Annotated in this window: 21 protein-coding genes; 10 read left to right on the plus strand and 11 right to left on the minus strand. The window is 66.4% G+C overall.

The genetic code is table 11. The features are described 5' to 3' along the window. The first annotated feature begins 46 nt into the window (after positions 1 to 46). From GTK09_RS00465 to GTK09_RS27110, 5 genes are all read left to right on the plus strand, one after another. Positions 47 to 724, plus strand: coding sequence for a GntR family transcriptional regulator (locus GTK09_RS00465; protein WP_163460527.1), 678 nt, complete (start codon positions 47 to 49; stop codon positions 722 to 724). A gap of 145 nt (positions 725 to 869) precedes the next feature. Continuing rightward, positions 870 to 1640 carry a septum site-determining protein MinC gene (minC, locus tag GTK09_RS00470; RefSeq protein ID WP_163460528.1) on the plus strand — a complete coding sequence of 257 codons (771 nt, stop codon included), beginning with the start codon at positions 870 to 872 and terminating at the stop codon, positions 1638 to 1640. Positions 1641 to 1674: 34 nt separating this feature from the next. Continuing rightward, on the plus strand, positions 1675 to 2490 hold the full coding sequence (gene minD / locus GTK09_RS00475; protein ID WP_163460529.1) for a septum site-determining protein MinD: 816 nt from the start codon (positions 1675 to 1677) through the stop codon (positions 2488 to 2490). Then, positions 2487 to 2750 (plus strand): cell division topological specificity factor MinE, encoded by a 264-nt coding sequence (gene minE / locus GTK09_RS00480; RefSeq protein WP_163460530.1) that lies wholly within the window; start codon positions 2487 to 2489, stop codon positions 2748 to 2750. The genes minD and minE overlap by 4 nt, the downstream gene beginning before the upstream one ends. 229 nt (positions 2751 to 2979) lie before the next feature. Continuing rightward, complete coding sequence (locus tag GTK09_RS27110) at positions 2980 to 3129, plus strand: hypothetical protein (RefSeq protein ID WP_203560823.1); 150 nt, start codon at positions 2980 to 2982, stop codon at positions 3127 to 3129. Between the two features lie 96 nt (positions 3130 to 3225). Here GTK09_RS27110 and GTK09_RS27310 read toward each other — a convergent pair whose 3' ends face one another. The 5 genes from GTK09_RS27310 to GTK09_RS00505 form a co-directional block, all read right to left on the minus strand. After that, positions 3226 to 3555: an HNH endonuclease gene (locus GTK09_RS27310; protein WP_163460531.1), complete on the minus strand. Its 330-nt coding sequence runs from the start codon at positions 3553 to 3555 to the stop codon at positions 3226 to 3228. 430 nt (positions 3556 to 3985) lie between these two features. Next, complete coding sequence (gene fae / locus GTK09_RS00490; RefSeq protein WP_163460532.1) at positions 3986 to 4534, minus strand: formaldehyde-activating enzyme; 549 nt, start codon at positions 4532 to 4534, stop codon at positions 3986 to 3988. Positions 4535 to 4618: 84 nt separating this feature from the next. Then, on the minus strand, positions 4619 to 5239 hold the full coding sequence (locus GTK09_RS00495) for a 2,3-bisphosphoglycerate-dependent phosphoglycerate mutase (protein WP_163460533.1): 621 nt from the start codon (positions 5237 to 5239) through the stop codon (positions 4619 to 4621). A 68-nt stretch (positions 5240 to 5307) separates the two neighbouring features. After that, positions 5308 to 6117 (minus strand): 4-hydroxy-tetrahydrodipicolinate reductase, encoded by an 810-nt coding sequence (gene dapB, locus GTK09_RS00500; RefSeq protein WP_163460534.1) that lies wholly within the window; start codon positions 6115 to 6117, stop codon positions 5308 to 5310. Between the two features lie 448 nt (positions 6118 to 6565). Then, positions 6566 to 8395: an ABC transporter ATP-binding protein gene (locus GTK09_RS00505; protein WP_246217622.1), complete on the minus strand. Its 1830-nt coding sequence runs from the start codon at positions 8393 to 8395 to the stop codon at positions 6566 to 6568. Positions 8396 to 8715: 320 nt separating this feature from the next. Here GTK09_RS00505 and GTK09_RS00510 point away from each other — a divergent pair, with 320 nt between their 5' ends. Further along, positions 8716 to 9294 (plus strand): GNAT family N-acetyltransferase, encoded by a 579-nt coding sequence (locus GTK09_RS00510; protein ID WP_163460535.1) that lies wholly within the window; start codon positions 8716 to 8718, stop codon positions 9292 to 9294. Positions 9295 to 9349: 55 nt separating this feature from the next. Here the strand turns inward: GTK09_RS00510 and GTK09_RS00515 are convergent, their stop codons facing one another. The 3 genes from GTK09_RS00515 to GTK09_RS00525 form a co-directional block, all read right to left on the minus strand. Next, the gene (locus tag GTK09_RS00515; RefSeq protein ID WP_163460536.1) at positions 9350 to 10519 is read right to left on the minus strand and encodes a YihY/virulence factor BrkB family protein; all 1170 of its coding nucleotides are present in this window, start codon (positions 10517 to 10519) and stop codon (positions 9350 to 9352) included. Positions 10520 to 10646: 127 nt separating this feature from the next. Then, positions 10647 to 10982, minus strand: coding sequence for a DUF2794 domain-containing protein (locus GTK09_RS00520; protein ID WP_246217650.1), 336 nt, complete (start codon positions 10980 to 10982; stop codon positions 10647 to 10649). Positions 10983 to 11170: 188 nt separating this feature from the next. Further along, positions 11171 to 11875, minus strand: a complete 705-nt coding sequence (locus GTK09_RS00525) for a Crp/Fnr family transcriptional regulator (RefSeq protein ID WP_163460538.1) — start codon at positions 11873 to 11875, stop codon at positions 11171 to 11173. 275 nt (positions 11876 to 12150) lie between these two features. Between GTK09_RS00525 and GTK09_RS00530 the strand changes: the two genes are divergently transcribed. From GTK09_RS00530 to GTK09_RS00540, 3 genes are all read left to right on the plus strand, one after another. Beyond that, positions 12151 to 12405: a hypothetical protein gene (locus GTK09_RS00530; protein WP_163460539.1), complete on the plus strand. Its 255-nt coding sequence runs from the start codon at positions 12151 to 12153 to the stop codon at positions 12403 to 12405. A gap of 318 nt (positions 12406 to 12723) precedes the next feature. Next, positions 12724 to 12933 carry a hypothetical protein gene (locus tag GTK09_RS00535; RefSeq protein ID WP_163460540.1) on the plus strand — a complete coding sequence of 70 codons (210 nt, stop codon included), beginning with the start codon at positions 12724 to 12726 and terminating at the stop codon, positions 12931 to 12933. Between the two features lie 346 nt (positions 12934 to 13279). Continuing rightward, complete coding sequence (locus GTK09_RS00540; protein ID WP_163460936.1) at positions 13280 to 14734, plus strand: glutamate synthase subunit beta; 1455 nt, start codon at positions 13280 to 13282, stop codon at positions 14732 to 14734. A gap of 15 nt (positions 14735 to 14749) precedes the next feature. Here the strand turns inward: GTK09_RS00540 and GTK09_RS00545 are convergent, their stop codons facing one another. Continuing rightward, on the minus strand, positions 14750 to 16159 hold the full coding sequence (locus GTK09_RS00545) for an SGNH/GDSL hydrolase family protein (RefSeq protein ID WP_163460541.1): 1410 nt from the start codon (positions 16157 to 16159) through the stop codon (positions 14750 to 14752). 79 nt (positions 16160 to 16238) lie between these two features. Then, a complete protein-coding gene (locus tag GTK09_RS00550; protein WP_246217623.1) occupies positions 16239 to 17450 on the minus strand; it encodes a lytic murein transglycosylase in 1212 nt (403 codons plus the stop codon). Between the two features lie 326 nt (positions 17451 to 17776). Between GTK09_RS00550 and galU the strand changes: the two genes are divergently transcribed. Beyond that, positions 17777 to 18664 carry a UTP--glucose-1-phosphate uridylyltransferase GalU gene (gene galU, locus GTK09_RS00555; RefSeq protein WP_163460543.1) on the plus strand — a complete coding sequence of 296 codons (888 nt, stop codon included), beginning with the start codon at positions 17777 to 17779 and terminating at the stop codon, positions 18662 to 18664. Positions 18665 to 18694: 30 nt separating this feature from the next. Here galU and GTK09_RS00560 read toward each other — a convergent pair whose 3' ends face one another. Further along, complete coding sequence (locus tag GTK09_RS00560; protein WP_163460544.1) at positions 18695 to 20482, minus strand: outer membrane beta-barrel protein; 1788 nt, start codon at positions 20480 to 20482, stop codon at positions 18695 to 18697. Positions 20483 to 20626 lie beyond the last annotated feature (144 nt).

The raw sequence follows: 20626 nt of genomic DNA on the forward strand, positions 1-20626 counted from the left end.
GTGTGCCTCCGCCAAAGCCCTGAAATTGTATCCAACGAGGCGAAAGATGGCATCACCGAAGCAAGACGGCAGGGCAGGGCTTCGCATGGCCGACCGGGTCTATGAGGAGATCCGGCGGGAGATCGTCGGCGGCCGTCTGGCGCCCGGCGAGAAGATCACCGAGGCCGTTCTCGCCGAGCGCTTCGGGGCGAGCCGCACGCCGGTCCGCTCGGCCATCGTGCGGCTCGCCGGCGACGGCTTCGTCGACATGACGCCGCATTCGGGCACCGTGGTGAAGCACCGCACCCAAGGCGAAGTTTCGGAGATCTACGAGGTCCGGGCGCTTCTGGAGAGCACGGCGGCGGGTCTTGCGGCACAGCGGCGCGACCAGCGCGACCTCGACGAACTGGAGGAACTCCAGCGCGGGATGGAGGCGGCTTCCGGCCTGAGCTGGGAGGCGGACGAGGCGGGCGTCGAGCGGGTCTCCGCGCTCAACCAGGCCTTCCACCGGCGGATTCTCGCGGCATCGCGCAACGTGACGCTGGCCGAATCGGCCGCCCGGTTGATGAACATCGGCTTCCTCATCAACACCTATGCGCGGTTCTCGCGTCAGGAGTTCGAGCGCAGTCTGTTCGAGCACCGCCAGCTCATCGCGGCGCTCGTCTCGCGCGATCCGGCCTGGGCCGAGGCGGTGATGCGGGCCCATATCCTCGGGGCCCGCAACAGCCTCGCGGCCGAGCAGTAAAGGGATCGTGCGGCGACCGCGGCCGCCGGCCACGTTCGGCTCCGTCCCCCCGACGACGTCCCATGCCGGCGAGAGTCAGCCCGGCGCAAACTCCAATGGTTAACCCTCGTTAACCGGCTCCTTTCGCCAACAGATACCGTGGACCATGACGAAGACGCTTGCCAAGACGCTGACCGACACCCGCCCGATCCGCCTCAAGGGACGGTCGTTCCTGGCGCTGGTGCTGTCGCCCGAGCTGCCGTTCTCCAACTGGCTGGAGCGGCTCGACGATCTCGCCGCTCGCTCCACCGGCTTCTTTCTCGGCCGCCCGATCGTCCTCGACCTCGAGGGCGTCGACGTCACGCAGGCCGACCTGAAGGACCTGCTCGGCGAACTCGGCGAGCGCGGCGTGCGCGTCATGGGGATCGAGGGCGTGCGCGGCTCGGTCCTCGCTCCCAACATGCCGCCGCTGATGAAGGGCGGCCGTCCGGCCGGCGACATCGAGCCCGAACCCACCCCGGCGCCGGCACCGACGGCCAGCGACAGCCAGACCGCGGAGCCGCCGAAAAAGGCCGAGCCCGCCATCGAGGTCCATGCGCAGCGCGCGGCCTCCTCCATCGTGATCACCGAGCCGGTGCGCTCCGGCCAGTCGGTGATCTTTCCCGAGGGCGACGTCACCATTCTCGGCTCCGTCGCCTCGGGGGCGGAAGTCGTCGCCGGCGGTTCGATCCACATCTACGGCACGCTGCGCGGTCGGGCGCTGGCCGGCTCGGTCGGCAATGCCTCCGCGCGGATTTTCTGCCGCAAGCTGGAGGCCGAGCTTCTGGCGATCGACGGGCTCTACAAAATGCCCGACGACATGGATCCCCAACATCGCGGCCAGCCCGTCGTGGTCTGGCTCGAAGGCGACACCATCAAAGCCGAAAGGCTGGCCTGAGGCCATGACGGCTGGGCAATAGCAGGAGAATGACATGGCGAAAGTGATCGTGGTGACATCGGGCAAGGGTGGCGTCGGCAAGACGACGTCGACGGCCGCCCTCGGGGCGGCGCTCGCCCAAAGGGGCGAGAAGACCGTCGTCGTCGACTTCGACGTGGGCTTGCGCAATCTCGACCTCGTGATGGGGGCCGAGCGCCGGGTGGTCTACGATCTGATCAACGTCGTCCAGGGCGATGCCAAGCTCAGCCAGGCGTTGATCCGCGACAAGCGGCTGGAGACGCTGTACCTTCTGCCGGCGTCCCAGACCCGCGACAAGGACAACCTGACGGCCGAGGGCGTCGAGCGGGTGATCGACGAACTGCGCAAGACGTTCGACTGGATCATCTGCGATTCGCCGGCCGGCATCGAGCGCGGCGCCACGCTCGCCATGCGCCATGCCGACACCGCCGTCGTGGTGACCAATCCGGAAGTCTCCTCGGTGCGCGATTCCGACCGCATCATCGGCCTGCTCGACGCCAAGACCAAGAAGGCCGAGAATGGCGAGCGGATGGAGAAGCACCTGCTTCTCACCCGCTACGATCCGGCCCGGGCCGAGCGCGGCGACATGCTGAAGGTCGACGACGTCTTGGAGATCCTGTCGATCCCGCTGCTCGGCATCATTCCCGAATCGATGGACGTGCTGCGCGCTTCCAATCTCGGCTCCCCCGTGACGCTCGCCGACGTCACCTGCGCACCCGCGCTCGCCTATCGCGACGCCGCGCGCCGGCTCGCCGGCGAACAGGTGCCGATGACCATCCCGGGCGAGCGCCGCGGCTTCATGAACAAGCTTTTCGGTCGGAGGGCCGCATGAGCCTCTTCAGCTTCCTGAACAGGCGGAGCTCCGCGCCGATGGCGCGCGAGCGACTGCAGGTCCTTCTCGCCCACGAACGCGCCCAGGTGGGGCATTCCGACCTCGTCGGCCTGTTGCGCGAGGAGATCCTCGCGGTGATCGCCCGACACGTCCAACTCGACCAGGACAAGGTGAACGTCACGATGCAGCGGGGCGAGAACGTTTCGACCCTCGAGGTCGACATCGAAATCCCGGTGACGGCCAGCGTCCGGGCGGCCTGAGGCCACCTAGAAGCTCCGCGGGAGCGCGGTCCGGCTCAATGGGAGCCTATCGCGCTCCGACACGTTGATCTGACGCATGGCCCATCGGAAAGTCGTCGACTTTTCGGGATCGTGCATCGGTTTTTGCGCACGATCTGATCCGAACAGTCTGCGACTTTCCGGGATCGTGTTCTGAAGCGCCGCCCCTTCGGCATGAGGCCAGGGGCCGGCAAGTCGAAAGGAGAGAATGATGAGCCGAGCACAGCTGATCACTCGACTGCAGGAACTGCAGAAGATGCCGAAGTTCGAAAAGCGCGACATCCGCTCGATCGCCGGCTTCCTGCCAAACGAGGCGCTGGAAAAGCACGTCCAGGCCTGCGAGGAAGCCGCCCAGCGCTGAGGCGCAGGGCCGGATCAGGCAAGCAGGCCGGAACCGCCTGCATCCACGACATTCGAGGCGTCCGCCGGATCCCCCGGCGGGCGCCTCTCTGCATCGTCACCGCCGCCGCTTCGTCGGCGCGTGAAAATCCGGCGGTTTGCCGGCGATCCAGCGCAGGAACGGCTGCAGTTCCGGGCTCCCGGCGACCGGTTCGCCGGCCGCGGACATGCGGGCGAGCTCGTGATTGGTGAAGGTGGCGTGGAGCGTGCGGTGGCAGATCGGGTGGACCGGCTCGGTCGTCCGCCCGCCGCGGCTCTTGGGCAGCGGGTGGTGCCATTCGACCCGGCGGCCAAGGGGCCGGCCGCAGAGCCAGCAGGTGGCGGGCGCCGAAGCGGCAGCGGAGGCGAGGGGCGGGCCTGCGGCGCGATCGAAAGGTCGTCTGGGCATCGACGGGGAAGATGGGGCGGGGCGTGGACGGCGTCACCTGCGATGCTTTGTGCCGGCCCCGCCGTCGCGCCAGCCAAGGCTGCTCTGACCGATGTCGACAATAGTCTCAACTATCCGACACCGCCCGGCCGGCTGTCGCCTTTCGGCAGTGTCCCAGTCTCTCGACGGTGCCGGAGTCGCAAAGACCCTCACGTCTCGTCATCCCGGCCCCTGAGCCGGGATCCATTCCAAATCGGCGAGACTGCCGCAAGGATGGGATGCCAACTGATTGATTCTGAACCGAATAGACGTGTCGATGCAGAGGCATGGATCCCGGCTCGGGGGCCGGGATGACGAGACTTTGATGTTCGGCCCGTCCGCTCCGACGCTGTGGAAAGGACGGGCTCATGAACCAAGCGGAACGAGCAGGATGACGGCCGGTCCAGCGTCCTCAGATCTTCCCGTCGAGGCCCATCTGGTAGTATTTGTGGACGATCTGATCCTGGTTCTCGAGCAGCCAGTCGATCGACGGCTCGTTCCGCATCGCCTTGGCGATCGCCTTCTTCATGCCCTCGCGATGGATGTCGAAGAGCACCTTGTGGTCGAGGTCCTTCACGTCGACGATGGTCGGCGCCAGCCAGACCGAGCAGATGATGCCGAGATCGTTGACCTGATCCTTCGGCAGGATGCCTTCGCGCACCGCGTCGAGGACGCCGTTGGCGATGGCGAACTGCACCGTGCCCATCAGGATGTTGGTGTATTTCGGGTCGTCCACCGTCACCTTGGAGACGCAGAGCGTCGCCGGGCGCACCATGATGTCGGTGTTGAGCAGCGCGAAGACGCGGCTGTGGCCCTTCACCTGATCGCCCGTCAGCGTCGCCAGCGCGGTGCCGACAGGGCCGTCCAGCGCGCCGATGACGACTTCCGGCTCGGCCGCGGTCCCCGGAGGACCGCCTGCGACGAGTGCCTCGCCGGTGCGCATGATGATTTTTTCGCTCATGAGAAGTCACTCCTTGTCCCACCGGGGCCGGGGGTATCAAACCGAGGCTGAGGGCTCAAACGTCGCGGACGGACGGCTTGCCTTTCAGTCTTTCAGGACGCGCTTTTCCGCCACCGTCGTATCGGCGTTCAGGCGGTAGAGGATCGGCACCCCCGTCGCGATCTCTTCGGCGACGATCTGGTCCGGCGTCATCCCGTCCAGCGCCATCACGAGGGCGCGCAGCGAGTTGCCGTGGGCGGCGACGACGACGGTTCCGCCGGCCATCACCTTCGGCAGGATGTCATGGATGAAATAGGGCCAGACCCGCGCGCCCGTGTCCTTCAGGCTCTCGCCGCCCGGAGGGGGGGTGTCGTAGGAGCGGCGCCAGACATGCACCTGCTCCTCGCCCCACTTCTTGCGGGCGTCGTCCTTGTTGAGGCCGGAGAGATCGCCATAGTCGCGTTCGTTGAGGGCGACGTCGCGGGTGATGGCAAGCCCCGTCTGGCCGAGTTCCTCCAGCATCAGGTCCAGGGTGCGCTGGGCCCGCGAGAGCTCGCTGGTGAAGGCGGTGTCGAAGACGAAGCCTTCTTCCTTCAGCTTGCGGCCAGCGGATTTCGCCTCCTCGACGCCCTTTTCCGTGAGCCCCGGGTCCTTCCAGCCGGTGAAGAGGTTCTTCAGGTTCCACTCGCTTTGGCCGTGTCGGACGAGGACGAGAATGCGGGACATCGAGGCTGCCTTTCCATGGAATCGTCGGTTGAGTTTGTAGCGCGGGCGAGCCGGAAAGTCGCGCGCCGTCAGCCGGAAAGGCCGAGGACGTCGCGCATCGAATAGAGGCCCGCCGGCTTTTCCCAGGCCCAGAGCGCTGCCTTGATGGCGCCCCTGGCGAAAATCGTCCGGTCGCCGGCGGCATGGGACAGTTCGATCCGCTCGCCTTCGCCGGCAAGGATCACCGAATGCTCACCGACCACGGAGCCGCCGCGCAGCGTCGCAAAGCCGATCGTGCCCGCCTCGCGAGCTCCGGTGATGCCGTCGCGGACCCGCACCGAGTGATCCGCCAGCGCGATGCCGCGGCCCTTCGCCGCCGCCTCGCCGAGGAGGAACGCGGTGCCCGAGGGCGCGTCGACCTTGTGCCGGTGATGCATCTCCAGAACCTCGATGTCGAAGGCGTCGGGACCGAGCGCTCTCGCCGCCTGTTCGACCAGCACGGCGAGGAGATTGACGCCGAGGCTCATGTTGCCGGATTTGACGATCGTCGCGCCATTCTCCGCCGCCGCGGCGATCTCTGCGTCCGCCTCGGCCTCGAAGCCGGTGGTGCCGATGACGTGGACGAGGCGGCGCTCCGCGGCTCTTTTTGCGATGTGGACGGAGACGGCCGGGGCAGTGAAGTCGACGATGCCAGCCGCGCCTTCGAGCGCGGTGTCGATGTCACCCGTAACCGTCACCCCAATCTCGCCGATCCCGGCGAGAAGGCCCGCGTCGCTGCCGAGCGCCGGGGAGCCGTCACGCTCCAGCGCGGCATGCAGGGAGGCGCCTTCGGTCTCGGAAATTACCTTGACGAGCGTGCGGCCCATCCGGCCGGCGGCTCCGAGGACGACGAGCTTCATGGGTTGGATTCCTTTTCAGGCGGTGAGGTGACAACCATCGGCGTTCGGCCACTCACGTTACTGCCGTCATCCTCGGGACCCAACGCGTCGTCATTCTCGGGCCCCGTCCCGAGAATCCAGAGATCGCCGGGCGCGAATGGTTTCAGCTGCAGAAGGCAGCTTCCGCTGCAGAAGGTGGAAGCGAGCGATGTTGCGGTGGGTGCCCCTGGAATCTCGGGACGGGGCCCGAGAATGACGAAGCTGCGGAGATTCGCCACCCCTGCAACGGTGGCATCGCCTGGCACCGGCTTACCGATGAAGCCCCTCTGAGATGTGTGAATGCTGTAGGGACGCGCCCGAGAATGACGACCTTTCGGGTTTCTGGCGTTCGGTTCTTCGGCCGCCTGAATACTTCATTCGCAAACGCCGTCAAAGCGTCGATGTCCCCGGCAAGAACGCCGGACACCCCTCAGCCCCTTGCCCCTGCCAAATCAGCCGATCGCCGGCTGCCACCCGACTGCAGGCCGTAGAACCGGGCGTAATGGCCTTCCTCGCGATCGACGAGATCACGATGCGTGCCGCGCTCGACGATCTGGCCGCCGTCGACGACCAGGATCTGATCGGCGTTGGTGATGGTCGAAAGCCGGTGCGCGACGACGATGACGGTGCGGTTCTTCATCGCCGCGTCGAGGGCCGCCTGGACCAGCGTCTCGGAGCGGGTGTCGAGCGCCGAAGTCGCCTCGTCGAGAAGGAGGATCGGGGCGTTCCGGACGAGCGCCCGGGCGATCGACAGGCGCTGGCGCTGGCCGCCGGAAAGCGTCATGCCGTTCTCGCCGACGGGCGTGTCGTAGCCCTGGGGCGCTGCCAGGATGAATTCCTCGGCCTGGGCCTGGCGGGCGGCTTCGGCGATCTCTTCGTCGGTGGCGTCCGGCCGCCCCAGCCGGATGTTCTCGCGGATCGTGCCCTCGAAGAGATACGGCGCCTGGGGAACATAGGCGATCTTCGAGCGCAGGGAGCGCTTGGTGACGTTGCGGATGTCCTCGCCGTCGACGGTGATCGCGCCCTCCTGAACGTCGTAGAACCGCTGGAGCAGGGCGACGATGGTCGACTTGCCGCCGCCCGATGCGCCGATCAGCGCCGTCGTCTTGCCGGCCGGCGCCACGAAGGAGAGGTCGCGCAGCACGCTTTCGCCCGGGTAATAGCCGAAGGAGACGTTCCTGAAGGCGATCTCGCCGCGCTCGGCCTTGAGCTCCTTGGCGTCCGGCGCGTCGGCCTGTCGCGGCTCCATGTCGAGGATCTCGTAGATCATCGAGGCGTTGACGAGGGCGCGCTCCAGCTGCACCTGCAGCTTGGCGAGCCGCCGCGCCGGATCATAGGCGAGCAGCAGCGCCGTGATGAAGGCGAACATCGAGCCCGGCGAGTAGCCGTAGACCACGGCCCGGTAGCCGGAATAGCCGATGACGCCGGCGATCGCGAGGCCGGCGAGCATCTCCGTCACCGGGCTGGTCCGCTCGGTAATGCCGGCGATCTTGTTGGAGCGTTCCTCGGCCTTCAGGATCAGGCGCTCGATCCGCTCGCGCAGCGGCGCCTCCATGGTGAAGGCCTTGACCACGGTGATGCCCTGCGCCGCCTCCTGCATCGAGGCGAGGACCCGGGCGTTGATGTCGATCGCCTGACGGGTCGCCGCCCTCAGCTTCCGGGCGAGCCCGCCGATCATCAGGACGATCGGCGGCCCGGCGAGCAGGGCGATGCCCGACAGCACCGGATCCTGCCAGATCATCACGAAGACCAGGAAGACGAGGGTGAGGGCGTCGCGGGCGAGCGAGGTGACGGTGAGGTTCAGCGTGTCGCGGATGCCGGAGACGTTCTGATTGATCCGTGCGGCGAGATGGGCCGAGCGGTTCTCGGCGAAGAAGTCGACCGACAACTCGGTGATGTGGGCGAACAGCCGCCGCTGATAGCGGGCGACGATGTTGTTGCCGATCCGCGCCAGCACCACCGCCTGGCCATAATTGGCAAGGCCGCGAATGGCGAAGGTGAGGAAGACGATGGCCGGTAGGCTGTAGATCGCCGTGCGGTTCTGCTGCACGAAGATCTTGTCGATCACGTCGCGCATGATCCAGGCGAGGAACGCCGTACAGCCCGCTGCGGCGATCAGGCAGCCGATCGCGACCGCGTACTGGCGCACGAAGAGGTGGCCGTTCTCGCGCATGATGCGCCCGATCAGTCCGATCACCAGCCCGCGCTTTTCCGGCGCGATGATGGAGAGCTTCTTCGTTTTGGTCGCCGTCTTGGTCAATCTCTCGTCCGGTCGCCGGTGGCGGGTTGGTTGCGCCTTGGCACGCGCGATCGAATTGAGGGCTTATGCCCAAGCGCACCGACCTCGCAATGGGCGAGGTGTCGAAATGCGTCCTCGGCATGGCCAGAAGACCGCCGGAACGTTGCAGGATTGCACTGATCGTGGTGGATTTTTCGGGGATGTGAGGCAAAATCGGCCGGTGTTCGAATGGCGGCTGGCTCGGCCTTCGCCTGGTCTGTAACGGGATCGGTGCCGCCAGAGCGTCGACTCACTTGCGGCCGTGATGTCGGCCTTTGCCGATCGGAAGGAAAGGATCTGCCGTGTCCGGCGCTTATGTTCTTCGTCCCGCCCATCCGGACGATCTTTCGGCGATCACGGCGATCTACGAGCGGGAGGTCCTGACCGGCACCGCGACATACGAATTGATCCCGCCAGACGAAGCGGAAATGATGCGGCGCTTCGAGGAGATGCGGGCGAAGCACTATCCCTATCTCGTCGCCGAGGGCGATGGCGGAACGGTGCTCGGCTACGCCTATGCCGGCGGCTATCGCGCCAGACCCGCCTATAACTGGCTGGTCGAAGATTCGATCTATCTCGCACCGTCGGCACGGGGGAGAGGCGTCGGAACGGCGCTTCTGACGCGGCTCGTCGAAAAATGCGAGCGCCTCGGCTTTCGCCAGATGCTGGCGGTGATCGGCGACAGCGCCAATCAAGGCTCGATCGGGCTGCACCGGAAGACGGGATTCCAGATGATCGGCACCATGCCGGCCACCGGGCTGAAATTCGGCCGCTGGATCGACACCGTCCTGATGCAGCGACCGCTCGGGAACGGGGCCGACACCATTCCCGACGAGACCGTCTATCCCGGCGATTTCAGCGCGCCGCCGCATGGGACTTGAAGGCGGCGCGACGGCGGGTTTGGACCTTCATGAGCTGGGTCGACCACAATGCCGATCAGGCTCCGCGGCCCGAACGCGAAAGCCCGACAAGCGCGATGAGGGCGAGGCCGGCCGGCACCGCGGCGGCGACCCATTCCCGGCGTTGCTCGCGATTGCGTCTGCGCTCCCCGGCGCCGGCATAGAGCGCGTCAATCTCCCGCTTCAGCGACGGGTCCTTCTCGACGAACAGGCGGCCGCCGGCCATCGCCCCGTCGGCGACGCTGTCGGCCATCGTCGCGCCGCGGCTCCCCATCGGTTGTTCCGGTCCCGTCGTCGTGTCGCGCGCCGTCTGGTGTTCCATCTCCGAGTTCAGTTCGCCGCCGACGATGAGGACGATCATCGTCAGCCAGATCCAGGTCATCATGCCGATCAGTGCGCCGAGGGAACCGTAAGTAGCGTCGTAGGAGCCGAAATTCGCGGTGTAATAGGAAAACGCCAGCGAGACGATCGCGATGACGACGACGGCGAGCACCGAGCCGGGGGTGATCCAGTTCCACTTGGCCGTCTCCCGGCTGGGGCCCCAGCGATAGAGCGCGGAGATGCCGAGGGAGACGACGACGAAGGCCGCCAGAATGCCGCCGGCCGAGATCGCCCATTCGGTGGTGCTGCCGAGACCGACGCTGTCGAGAACCACCGGCAGGATGACCGTCATGGCGACCAGCAACAGGGCCGCCGCGACGAGGCAGAGGGTGAAGGCGAAGGAGGCGAGCGTCAGCTGGACGAAGGAGCGCTTCTCGGTCTCGTCATAGGCGACGTTCATCGCCTCGAACAGCGCCTTCACGCCGGCATTGGCGCTCCACAGCGAAATCGCCAGCGAGACGACCAGGGAGAGCCCCAGCGTTCCGTCGGCCGCGTCGATCAGGCGCTGCAGCTGCTGGTCGATCACCTCGACGGCCCCGCTGGGCAACAGGCTCGACAACTGGTCGATGTTGCTCTTCACCGTCGCCGGATCGGCGAACAGGCCGTAGACGGAGACGATCGCGGCCATGGCCGGAACCATGGCGAGCAAGAGGTAATAGGTGACGCCTGCGGCAACCAGGAGCACCCGATCCTTGCCGATTTCCGAATAGACCCGCAGAAGGATGTGCTTCCAACCGGCCGCCGGTATCTCGGTCGGGCTGTGCGCCCTCAGTCCGAGTTCACCGGCGCGAATCTCACCGGAGCTGTTGACTGTCGTGATCGGCATGGTCCCGCCCCGTTTGCTTCCCGAGCGAGGGATCTATCGCGGCAACGGAAAGACCAAAGGTGCGCGCGCTGCGACCATTGATTAGGCGGGCAACGATCAGGTTCGCGAAGACGGGCCAGAACAGCCGTCAGCCGTTCTCCGCGACACGCAGATTACGGTCGAAGACCTTCAGCACCGCGGCAAGCTCATGCCCGCGTTTCAGGACGACGCCGCCGGCGGCGACCACCTGATAGGCACCCTGGCGGCGGGCGAGCTTTGGATCCTTGACGATCCGGTAGAGCGGCATCTCGCTCGTCCGGCGGAAGATCGAGAACACCGCGCGGTCCTTCAGCATGTCGATCGCATAGTCGCGCCACTCGCCGGAGGCGACCATGCGGCCGTAGACGCCGAGGATCTGCGACAGTTCCCGCCGGTCGAAGGAAACGACGGCGGCGCGGGCATTGGCGGTCGGAAAAGCGACCAGATCGGCCGAAGCCCCGCCATTCACGGGAGATTGCGTCAAGATTGCCCCTGTCCGTAGGACTCCTGCGGAGTCTTCAAGCATGACAAGATGGTGACATGAAACCACGCTGCGGGCAAAGTCGAGATTGCCGCGCGGCCCGGCCGCTGCGACGCGCAACCTGCCACCCGTTCCTGCCCCAGATAAGGGGCCTATTCCCGATCGGCGAGCAGCCGCAGGCTCTTTTCGTCGGTGATGATCAACCAGCCGTCCTTGAGATCGACGATCTCCCGCTTCTCCCAGGATTTCAGGCAGCGATTGACGTTCTCCCGGGCGCTGCCGATCATGTTGGCGAGTTCGGTCTGCGACAGCGAGAGCCGCACGGGGCGCTTCGCAAAGGCATGGTTCGGCGATTCGAGAATGCGCAGGAGCGCCAGAGCGAGGCGGGTCGAGATGTCGAGGAAGGCGAGCTCGATCATCCGCTCGTCGGAGCGCCGCAGTCTGGCGCACAGAAGCTCCAGAAGCCGCAGGGCGCCCGCCGGGTGGCGCTCCAGGACGGCGAGGACGTCCCGCCGTTCGAGGACGAGCAATTCGACGTTCGTCGTCGCCCGCGCATCGGCGGAGCGCGGGCCGCCGTCGAACAGGGCGACCTCGCCGAAGACGTCGCCCTGGTGACAATCGGTCAGGACGAGATCCCGCGCGGTCGCGGTGACGAGCCCGATGCGCACCGTACCCTTCAGGACGGCCATCATCGTCTGGCCGCCGTCTCCCGCCGCGAAGATCAGGTCACCGGCGGCGTAGCCCTTCGAATAGGCGTGGGCAACCAGCTCCTCGCGCATGTCCTGGGAAAGCGCCTCGAAGACCATGCAGCGGGACAGGGCGGCGAGCTTTTCGCTCGGATTCCGGGCAGTGGCCATCAACGTTCCCAGGCTCGAGGTCTGAGCGGCGAAGCATAGAAGCAGGCCGAAACAGTGTCACGCGGGAGGAGGGCGACCGGGGCGCGGAGGCCAGCGATCGATCGCCGCGGTGGCCGGCGGCGCGTGCGGTGTGACGCCGGTCACTGAGGCCGGGCGGCACGATCGGTAGGGTCACTTCATCGGCGGACGAAACGAACCGCCGACCACCCCGAAAGGCCGGCCCGACCACCCCGAAAGGCCGGCCCGACCGGCTCGAACCCGAAAGGCAAGACATCATGTTCCGCAAGGCCATCATCACCCTCGCCACCACCGCCGTCGTTGCCGGCGCTTCCCTCGGCGCCGCGCAGGCCCACGGTGCGAAATTCGGCGGCTACGGCCACGGCCATCACGGCGGCCACTACAAGAGCTTCGTCGTCAAGAAGAACGTCGGCTTCGGCCACTGCAGGTTCGTCAAGCGGAAGGTCTTCATCCGCTACAACAAATTCGGCCATCCGATCTACAAGTTCAAGGTCGTCAAGGTCTGCTTCTGAAGATCTCCCGCGATGTCGAAGTCACAATGCCCTCGGGTTCGTCAGAGCCCGGGGGCAAATGCATTCGGAACGGCAGGAACGCCGCGACCACGATGACGATTCGACGCTGCCGAGGATCCCGACCAAACGGTCCGTCGAGGCCCTCGCCGCTGGCAGCTCGCGCCGGCCGGGCCGTCAGCGCCCGCCCGCGGTGTGACGCGGATCACTGAGGGCGGGACGGGCCGCCGGTAGGGTCACTTCATCTGCGGACGAGACGAGTCGACGTCCCTCTCAGGACGCCCCCGCATCAAGCGCCATCCCACCTCGAAGGAACACCCCATGATCCGCAAGACCACCCTCGCTTTCGCGACGTTCGCCCTCGTCTCCACGATGTCGATGTCCGGCGCCAATGCCGATGGCTACTGGCCGAACTACAGCTTCGCGGGCGGCTATGGCGACTGCCACTGGGAGAAGCAGAAGATCTTCGTCGGCTACGACCGCCACGGCAGGCCGATCTACCGTTGGATGAAAGTGAAGATCTGCAACTGATCGCCGTTACCGCGCCGAGCCGCCATAACCCCGGGTCTCCCCTCGAGCCCTGGGGTCATGGCTTTTCGCCCGGCATTTTCACGGCCGAGTTTTGAAAGCTTCGAAGATGCGATAAGAGCGGACTGGCGCCGGCGCCATTCGTGTGATCGGCAGCAACGAGACCTGCGCGTCGACACGAGGCCTCTGCCGGAGGGCTTGCCGGAAACGCGTGAATGGGGCAGTAGTGCTGTCCTAACGAAAAGAGCACCGCTAGAATGTCGTGCACCGCAGCATCTCGATCGTGCCGGCGGCTGGCGAAATGCGCGTCATGAACGGCGGATTCGAAGCGGCAAAGCTGGGGGCGAACATGGGCAAGGTGACTGGATTTCTCGAAATCGACCGTCAGACCCACAAATATCAGCCGGCATCGGATCGGATCCGCCATTTCCGCGAATTCACGCTGCCGATGTCCGACGAAGAGGTCGGCAAGCAGGCGGCGCGCTGCATGGATTGCGGCATCCCCTATTGCCACGGCCCGACGGGTTGCCCGATCCACAACCAGATTCCCGACTGGAACGACCTCGTCTATGCCGGCGACTGGGAAACGGCGATCAGCAATCTGCACTCGACCAACAATTTCCCCGAGTTCACGGGGAGGATCTGTCCCGCCCCTTGCGAGGAAGCCTGTACGCTGAACCTCGAGGACACGCCGGTCGCCATCAAGACCGTCGAGCAGGCGATTGCCGACAAGGCCTACAAGCTTGGCCTGATCAAGCCGCAGCCGGCGAGCGAGAAGACCGGCAAGCGCGTGGCGGTGATCGGCTCGGGCCCGGCAGGGCTCGCCGCGGCCCAGCAGCTCGGCCGTGCCGGCCACGAGGTCGACGTCTATGAGCGCGAGTCCCGGCCGGGCGGCCTGATGCGCTACGGCATTCCGGACTTCAAGATGGAGAAGCACTGGATCGACAAGCGGGTCGAGCAGATGTCCGGGGAGGGCGTCACCTTCAATTGCGGCGTCAATGTCGGCGTCGACAAGACGGTCGAGGCGCTCGTCGCGGAATACGACGCCGTGCTGTTCTGCGGCGGCTCGGAAACCCCGCGCGACAGCGGCATTCCGCGGGAGGGCCTGACCGGCGTCTATGACGCGATGCCCTATCTCGTCCAGCAGAACCGCCGGGTGGGCGGCGAACCGGTGCAGAGCTCCGGCTGGCAGGCCGAGGAGATCTGGGCCGGCGGCAAGCACGTCGTCGTCGTCGGCGGCGGCGACACCGCGTCGGACTGCGTCGGCACCGCCTTCCGGCAGGGCGCCGTCAAGGTGACGCAGCTCGACATTCGGCCGCAACCGCCGCAGACCGAGGACAAGCTGACCGTCTGGCCCTATTGGGCGACGAAGATGCGGACGTCTTCCAGCCAGGCCGAGGGCGCGATCCGCGAATTTCGGGTGGCGACGCTGGAATTCGTCGGCGAGGACGGGGTGCTGACCGGCGTCAAATGCGCCGAGGTGGACGAGGCGCGCCGGCCGGTTCCCGGCACCGAGTTCGTCATCAAGGCCGATCTCGCCTTCATCGCCATCGGCTTTGCCGGTCCCTTCGCGTCCGGCTTCCTCGCCGATGCGGGCGAGGGGGTGAAGACCAGGGCGGATCGTCGCGGCAACGTCTCGATCGTCGCCGACGACGAGCGCTATCTGACCTCGATGGAAAAGGTCTACGCCGCGGGCGACGCGCGCCGCGGCCAGTCGCTGGTGGTGTGGGCGATCCGTGAGGGGCGCCAGGCCGCCCGGGCGATCGACCTCGACCTGATGGGGGCGACGACGCTGCCGCGCTGACGCGCGTCGGCAGGATTACCTGTTGCCCTTGGGCTCGGCCTCGGCGTTGCTCTGCGACCAGTCGTCCATGATCGCGTCGAGGATCGTCGGCATCTCGGGCAGGGGCTTGATGCCCTGCTCCCGGCGGATCTTCGTCAGATCGAGCGAGCCCTTGTAGGCAACCGGCTTCTCGCCGGTGGAGACGGCGGACGACTTGTCGTTCCAGGCGAAATCGTCGGCCCGGCCGTCGACATTTCCGGTGCCGCGGCCGTTCAGGACCAGCTTGTCGCGTGGCGACGGCTCCAGCGACAGGCCGATACGGGTGGCGCCCCCGCCGAGGAGGGCGTCGCCGCCGTCAAGCGAGGGATCGGCGAGCGAGACCGGCGGCGAGCGCACCGCCGTCGCGGCGCTGGCGAGCGGCGGAAGCACGATCGCGCCGCCGGCGCTCAATGCCTCGGCCGGCGTTTCCGTCGCGACGAAGCGATCGATCGCCTTCTGGGCAAAGAAGGCGAGCTTGTCGTTGCCGGCCTCGGTCATGGTGATGCCGTCGGAATTGCGCAGCTGGACCGTCTGCCCGCCGACGCTCGGGCCCGAATATATGAAGTCGTCGTTCTCGTCGACGAAGCCTTCCCAGACGTCGACATATTCCCCGGAGACCCGCTGCGCGGCCCGGCGGTACAGGTCGTTGAAATAGACCATGTCCTCGCTCATCCGGTCGAACTTGAACGGCGGCGCACCAACCCAGACCAGCGGCACCTGATGCTTCGCGGTGATGTCGGCGATCTCGCCGACGCGGCGCTCGTATTCGGCGTTCCATTCCGGCGAGCGCAGGGACAGCGTGCCATTCTCGCCGTAGATCGGCTGGCGATCGTTGGAACCGATCATCATCACCACGACCGCCGGATGGTTCTCCTCGATCAGCGGCCCCAGCTTTTCCGGCCAGTCGTAGTGGTCCTGCCGCACGAGGCCGGACGAGCCGTTCGCAGCTGCCTTGACGGTGACCATCCGGCGATCGGCATAGACATCCTTCAGGCCATTCGCGAGAGACGCGGCGAGAAAGTCGCCGACGACAAGGACGACCTTGGCGTCTTCCGCCTTCTCGGCAACGGCTGGCTGCGCCGGCGCACGGGCCGAAGCCTGCGGTGCCGGATCGCTCGAGCGGGACTTGCGCTGGCTGCGCCGCGGCGTCTGCCGGTGCGAGGGCCGCGGTTCCTCCCGCACGGTATTGCGGTTGTCGATGCGGTACGGTCGGTTCCGCTGCTTCTGCGGGCTGTTGCCGAACAGCATGTCGAGGATGGTGCGCGGCCGCTCCTGTGCGACGGCAGAGGAGGGGGGGACGGTGACGACGAGGAACGCCAGGAGAGAGAGTGCGACCAACGCGGCGGTGCCCGCCCCGCGGCCAGCTCCGGGCCGCACTCCCATGTTCGTCACGCTTCGCAAACTCATCCACACCGTCCCGTGCCGATTGCCGCCGGCCATGCCGGCGGGCGGCAATCGGGCCGCTGGCCGGCGTTTCCTTCGCAAGTTAACGCTTGCGAAGGAATTCGAGTAGCGCCTTCGAGGCATTGCCATCCTGCGCCATGCCTGCCTGTTGCTGCAACGCCATGATCGCCGCTTTCGATCCCGAGCCGATCTTGCCGTCGATCTTGCCATCGTAGAGGCCGAAGCGCGACAGGTGCTTCTGCAACTCGTAGCGTTCGTCGGTCGACAGGGGCGTGTAGCCGCGCGGCCAATCGACGACGAGGCCGGGATAGCCGCCGATCTGGTCGCCGAGAAGGCCGACCGCAAGGGCGTATTTGTCGGCATTGTTGTAGCGCTTGATGACGAAGAAGTTCTTGGTCATCAGGAAGGCGGGGCCGTTGTCGCCGGCCAGGCGAACGAGATTGGCCCGTTCGCCGCCGTCGGGGAACGGCCGGCCGTTGGCGCGTCGGAAGCCGAGGCTCGCCCACTGCGAGATGCTGCGATTGTCGCGCTCGAGCTTGCCGCGATACTTGTCCGGCACGACGACCTCGTAGCCCCATGTCCGGCCCGACTGCCAGCCGTTCTTGCGCAGGAGGTTGGCGGCGGTTGCCAGTGCGTCGGGGATGGACTCCCAGATGTTGGCATGGCCGTCGCCATCCATGTCGACCTTGTAGGCGCGATAGCTGGTCGGAATGAACTGGGTGTGGCCCATGGCGCCGGCCCAGGAGCTGATGAGTTCGCTGACTTTGATGTCGCCGGACTGGGCGATCTTCAGCGCCGCGATCAACTGCTCGCGGGCGAACTTCGCCCGCGACTTGTCGAGATAGGCCAGCGTCGCCAGCGAGCGGGGCAGCGAGCGCATCACGTCCTTGCGCTCGAGGATCTGGCCGTAATTGGTCTCCATCGACCAGATGGCGAGGAGGATGTCCCGGTCGACGCCGAACTGCTTCTCGATCCGGTCGAGCCAGGTCGACAGCTGCGCCCGGGCGGCACGGCCCCTGGCGACCTGCTCGTCATTGACCCGGTTGTCGATGTAGTCCCAGACCTTGTCGCGGAACTCGGGCTGGTAGCGGGCCTTCTGAAGCACCTCGGCATCGGGCTCGGTGATCCCGGCGAACGCCGCGCGATAGACCTCGCGCGAGACGCCGGATTTTGCCGCGACGTTCTCGAAACTCTGGATCCAGCGCACGAAGCCGGCGTCGGCGCTTGCCGGCGTCCCGATCCCGGCGACGAGAATGAGGGCGAACAGTCCGGCGGCCAGGCGGGCGAGGTTCATCGTTGTCCTTGTGTGTTGCATTGCTTTCCTCTCGGCTTGGCATCGTTCAACAAGAGAACGGCAATTCTGCAGCAAAGACGTTAACGGGATGTTTACCATCTCCTCGCTTTTCGCCGGCCGGGGCCGCGCCCGCGGGCAAGACGGACAGCGCCGATGCCTCGGCGCGGTTAACGACGTCGTTAATTTTCCGTCAGCGCCGCATCGGTGTCGTGATAGTCGGTTTTGCGGGCATGGAAGGCGGCTGTTGACTTTGGCTGCCGCCGCAAGATGTTTGTCGCCGGCTCAGACCGGGACGTTTGGTCGCAATTCGAGGAGATGCCTGTCCGATGAAGAAGGTCCGCAAAGCAGTATTTCCCGTTGCCGGTCTGGGAACACGCTTCCTGCCGGCGACGAAGGCGATCCCGAAGGAGATGCTGACGGTCGTCGACCGGCCCGTCATCCAATACGTCGTCGACGAGGCGCAGGAAGCCGGGATCGACCATCTGATCTTCGTTACCGGCCGCAACAAGGGCGTGATCGAGGACTATTTCGACATCCAGGTCGAGCTTTCCAATACGCTGGCCGAGCGCGGCAAGACCGCCGAGCTGAAGCTTCTCGACGATCTCCAGCCGAAACCCGGCACGGCGAGCTTCACCCGCCAGCAGGCGCCGCTCGGCCTCGGCCATGCGATCTGGTGCGCCCGCGACCTCGTCGGCAACGAGCCATTCGCGATCCTTCTGCCGGACATGATCATGCAGGCCGAGCGGGGCTGCCTCGCCGAAATGGTGGCACTCTATGAAAAGACCGGCGGCAACGTCATCTCGGTCGAGGAGTGCGATCCGCAGGAGACCCACAAATACGGCATCGTCGGCAAGGGCGATGCCGTCGGCAACGGCTTCAAGATCACCGGCATGGTCGAAAAGCCCAAGCCCGAGGACGCGCCGTCGAACTTCTCGATCTCCGGGCGCTACATCCTGCAACCGGAGATCTTCGACATCCTCGCCACCCAGGAAAAGGGCGCGGGCAACGAGATCCAGCTGACCGACGGGATGCTGAAGCTGGCGGAGAGCCAGAACTTCGCCGCCTATCCGTTTACCGGCCGCACCTTCGACTGCGGGTCGAAGGAAGGCTTCATCGAGGCGAACGTCGCCTTCGCGCTCTATCGGCCGGACATTCGCGAGAAGGTCATCGGCAACATGGAAAAGCTGATGCAGACGGTGAAGCCGGCGGAGTGACATCGGAGCGCTTTGGCGGCTCGCGCCGCCTCAACGCTGCAGGGTGACGCCGAGCTTGACGGTATCGGCGCTGTAGCGATCGCTTTCCACGACGGCGAAGGACCGGCGGTGCTCGTAGGAACCGGTCAAGGCGAACTGCCGGTTGAGCCAGTAGGTGAAGCCGGCCTCGCCGGACAAGAGCATCTTGTCTTCGTCGGGAACCGTCGAATCCTCGTAGCCGAAGCTGGCGGCGGCGGTCAGCGTGGTGCGGGCGCTCAGGGAATGGGCGATGGCGAGCGAGGTTTCGTAGTTCGTCTTCGCCGATTGTCCGGTCAGCTCCGGCTCGAAGCTGGTGCGGCCGGACAAAGTCACGTCGGTGCCGCGTTGCGGCGACCAGACGAGGCTGGCGTCGAGGGTCGGCGAGGCGGTGGTCTCGACCGCCGCGTCGTCGGGAACGTTCCAGGCGTAGCCGAGGGCGACTTCGCCCCTCAGCTTGTCGCGCAGGTCGATGCCGATGCCGGCTCTGAGCGCCGGCAGCCAAGCGTCCCGGTCGCCGGTCTCCCGCCCGTCGGGCGCGGCGACGTCGAAGATCCGCCGTCCGACGCTGGCTTCGACGAATGGCTGAAGCGCGGGGGACACGTCATATCCGGTTCTCAGCGCGGCCGTCAGCGTCGTATAGTCCTCGTCGACGCTGCCATCCGGCAGGCTGAAATAAGATTTGCGCGCCGCCGTCAGCGTGCCGGCGACGCTCACCGGATGAAAATCGTGGGAGACTTCCGCCGCCACCGAGCCCGACAGGACGCCGGCCCGGCCCGACAGCGTCGCATCGTCGAGGACGTCGGAATAGTCCTCACGCTGAAAGTCGAGGGCGCCGCGGAAGGTCGCGATCGTGTCGTGCGATATGTCGAGGCGCAAACGCCCGTCGGCGGAGGCGCTGGGGTCCTGCCGCGTCTCCCCGGCGAAGTCGTGCCGATAGGCGAAGCGCGAATTGAACTCGGCCTGGTTCGTCGCCCAGTCGGAGACGAGGCGCGACGACAGGATCGTCTCGCTGAAGGCGCCCTTGGTCGCCGCGGCGTCGTTGTCGAGGTTGTTCGAAACGCCGACGGTCTCGATCAGCTCGGGATAGAGGATGAAGGTGCCGACCCTGGTTCCGACCGGCGCGAAGGGGTCATCGGCGTCCGAACGCTTCAACCGACGCAGCCGGTCGATGGTTTCGACGGCGCGGTTCTGGCGCAAGGTCGACTGGGCCGGCAGAGTCTCGTCGGCGATGCCGGCGCCGAGCGTCGGATTGGCGAGATCCGGCAGACCGTCCTCTCGGTCCGTCGTGCCGGTTCGCGTGTCGTCGACCGGACGGCCGTCGGCGTCGCGCCGGGCGTCGCTGCGCATGGCCGGCGTCGCTGCGCGGTTCGAGGGCCGGGCCGCCGGCGAGCGGCCCTCGTCGAGCATCCGTGGCGCCGCTTCCATGAGATCGAAGCTGCGTTTCGGCTTTTTCGGCGCGGCCGGCTCGTCCGGTGCCGCCATGTCCACGGCCCTGTCCTCGGCGACGGGGTTGGCGACGTCGCGCAGCTTGGACGGATCCTTGCCCTTTTCGTCGGGAGAGACCAGCCTCTGCCGGTCGTAGGCGCCGAGAGCCTCGATCAGGTCGCCATCGGGATCGCCAAGCCGCGCCTGCTCGGGCGGCGTGTCGACGCTCTCGCGCAACTCGTCGCTGGAAAGGACCTGCTGGGCGAGGCCGGGCGAGGGCGCGCCGAGGCCGGCCGCGATCAGCAGCATCGGAAAGAGGACATGTCCCCGGCTCTGGCCCATCGTCGCGCTTGCCCAGCATCTATAGGACGTCACGCCGGCTGCGTGGCCGGCGGCGATCTTCAGGAGAAGTGACCGATTGTTGCCGATCGGACACTCTGTTAACCGGAAGCTAACCGTCGGCGGTTGCGCGAAACAGGAATTGCCGCTCTGGTCCCGATATGGTCACGTTTGCCTCAC

This window comes from Jiella pacifica, assembly GCF_010500815.1.
In the GTDB taxonomy this organism is placed as follows: Bacteria; Pseudomonadota; Alphaproteobacteria; order Rhizobiales; family Rhizobiaceae; genus Jiella; species Jiella pacifica.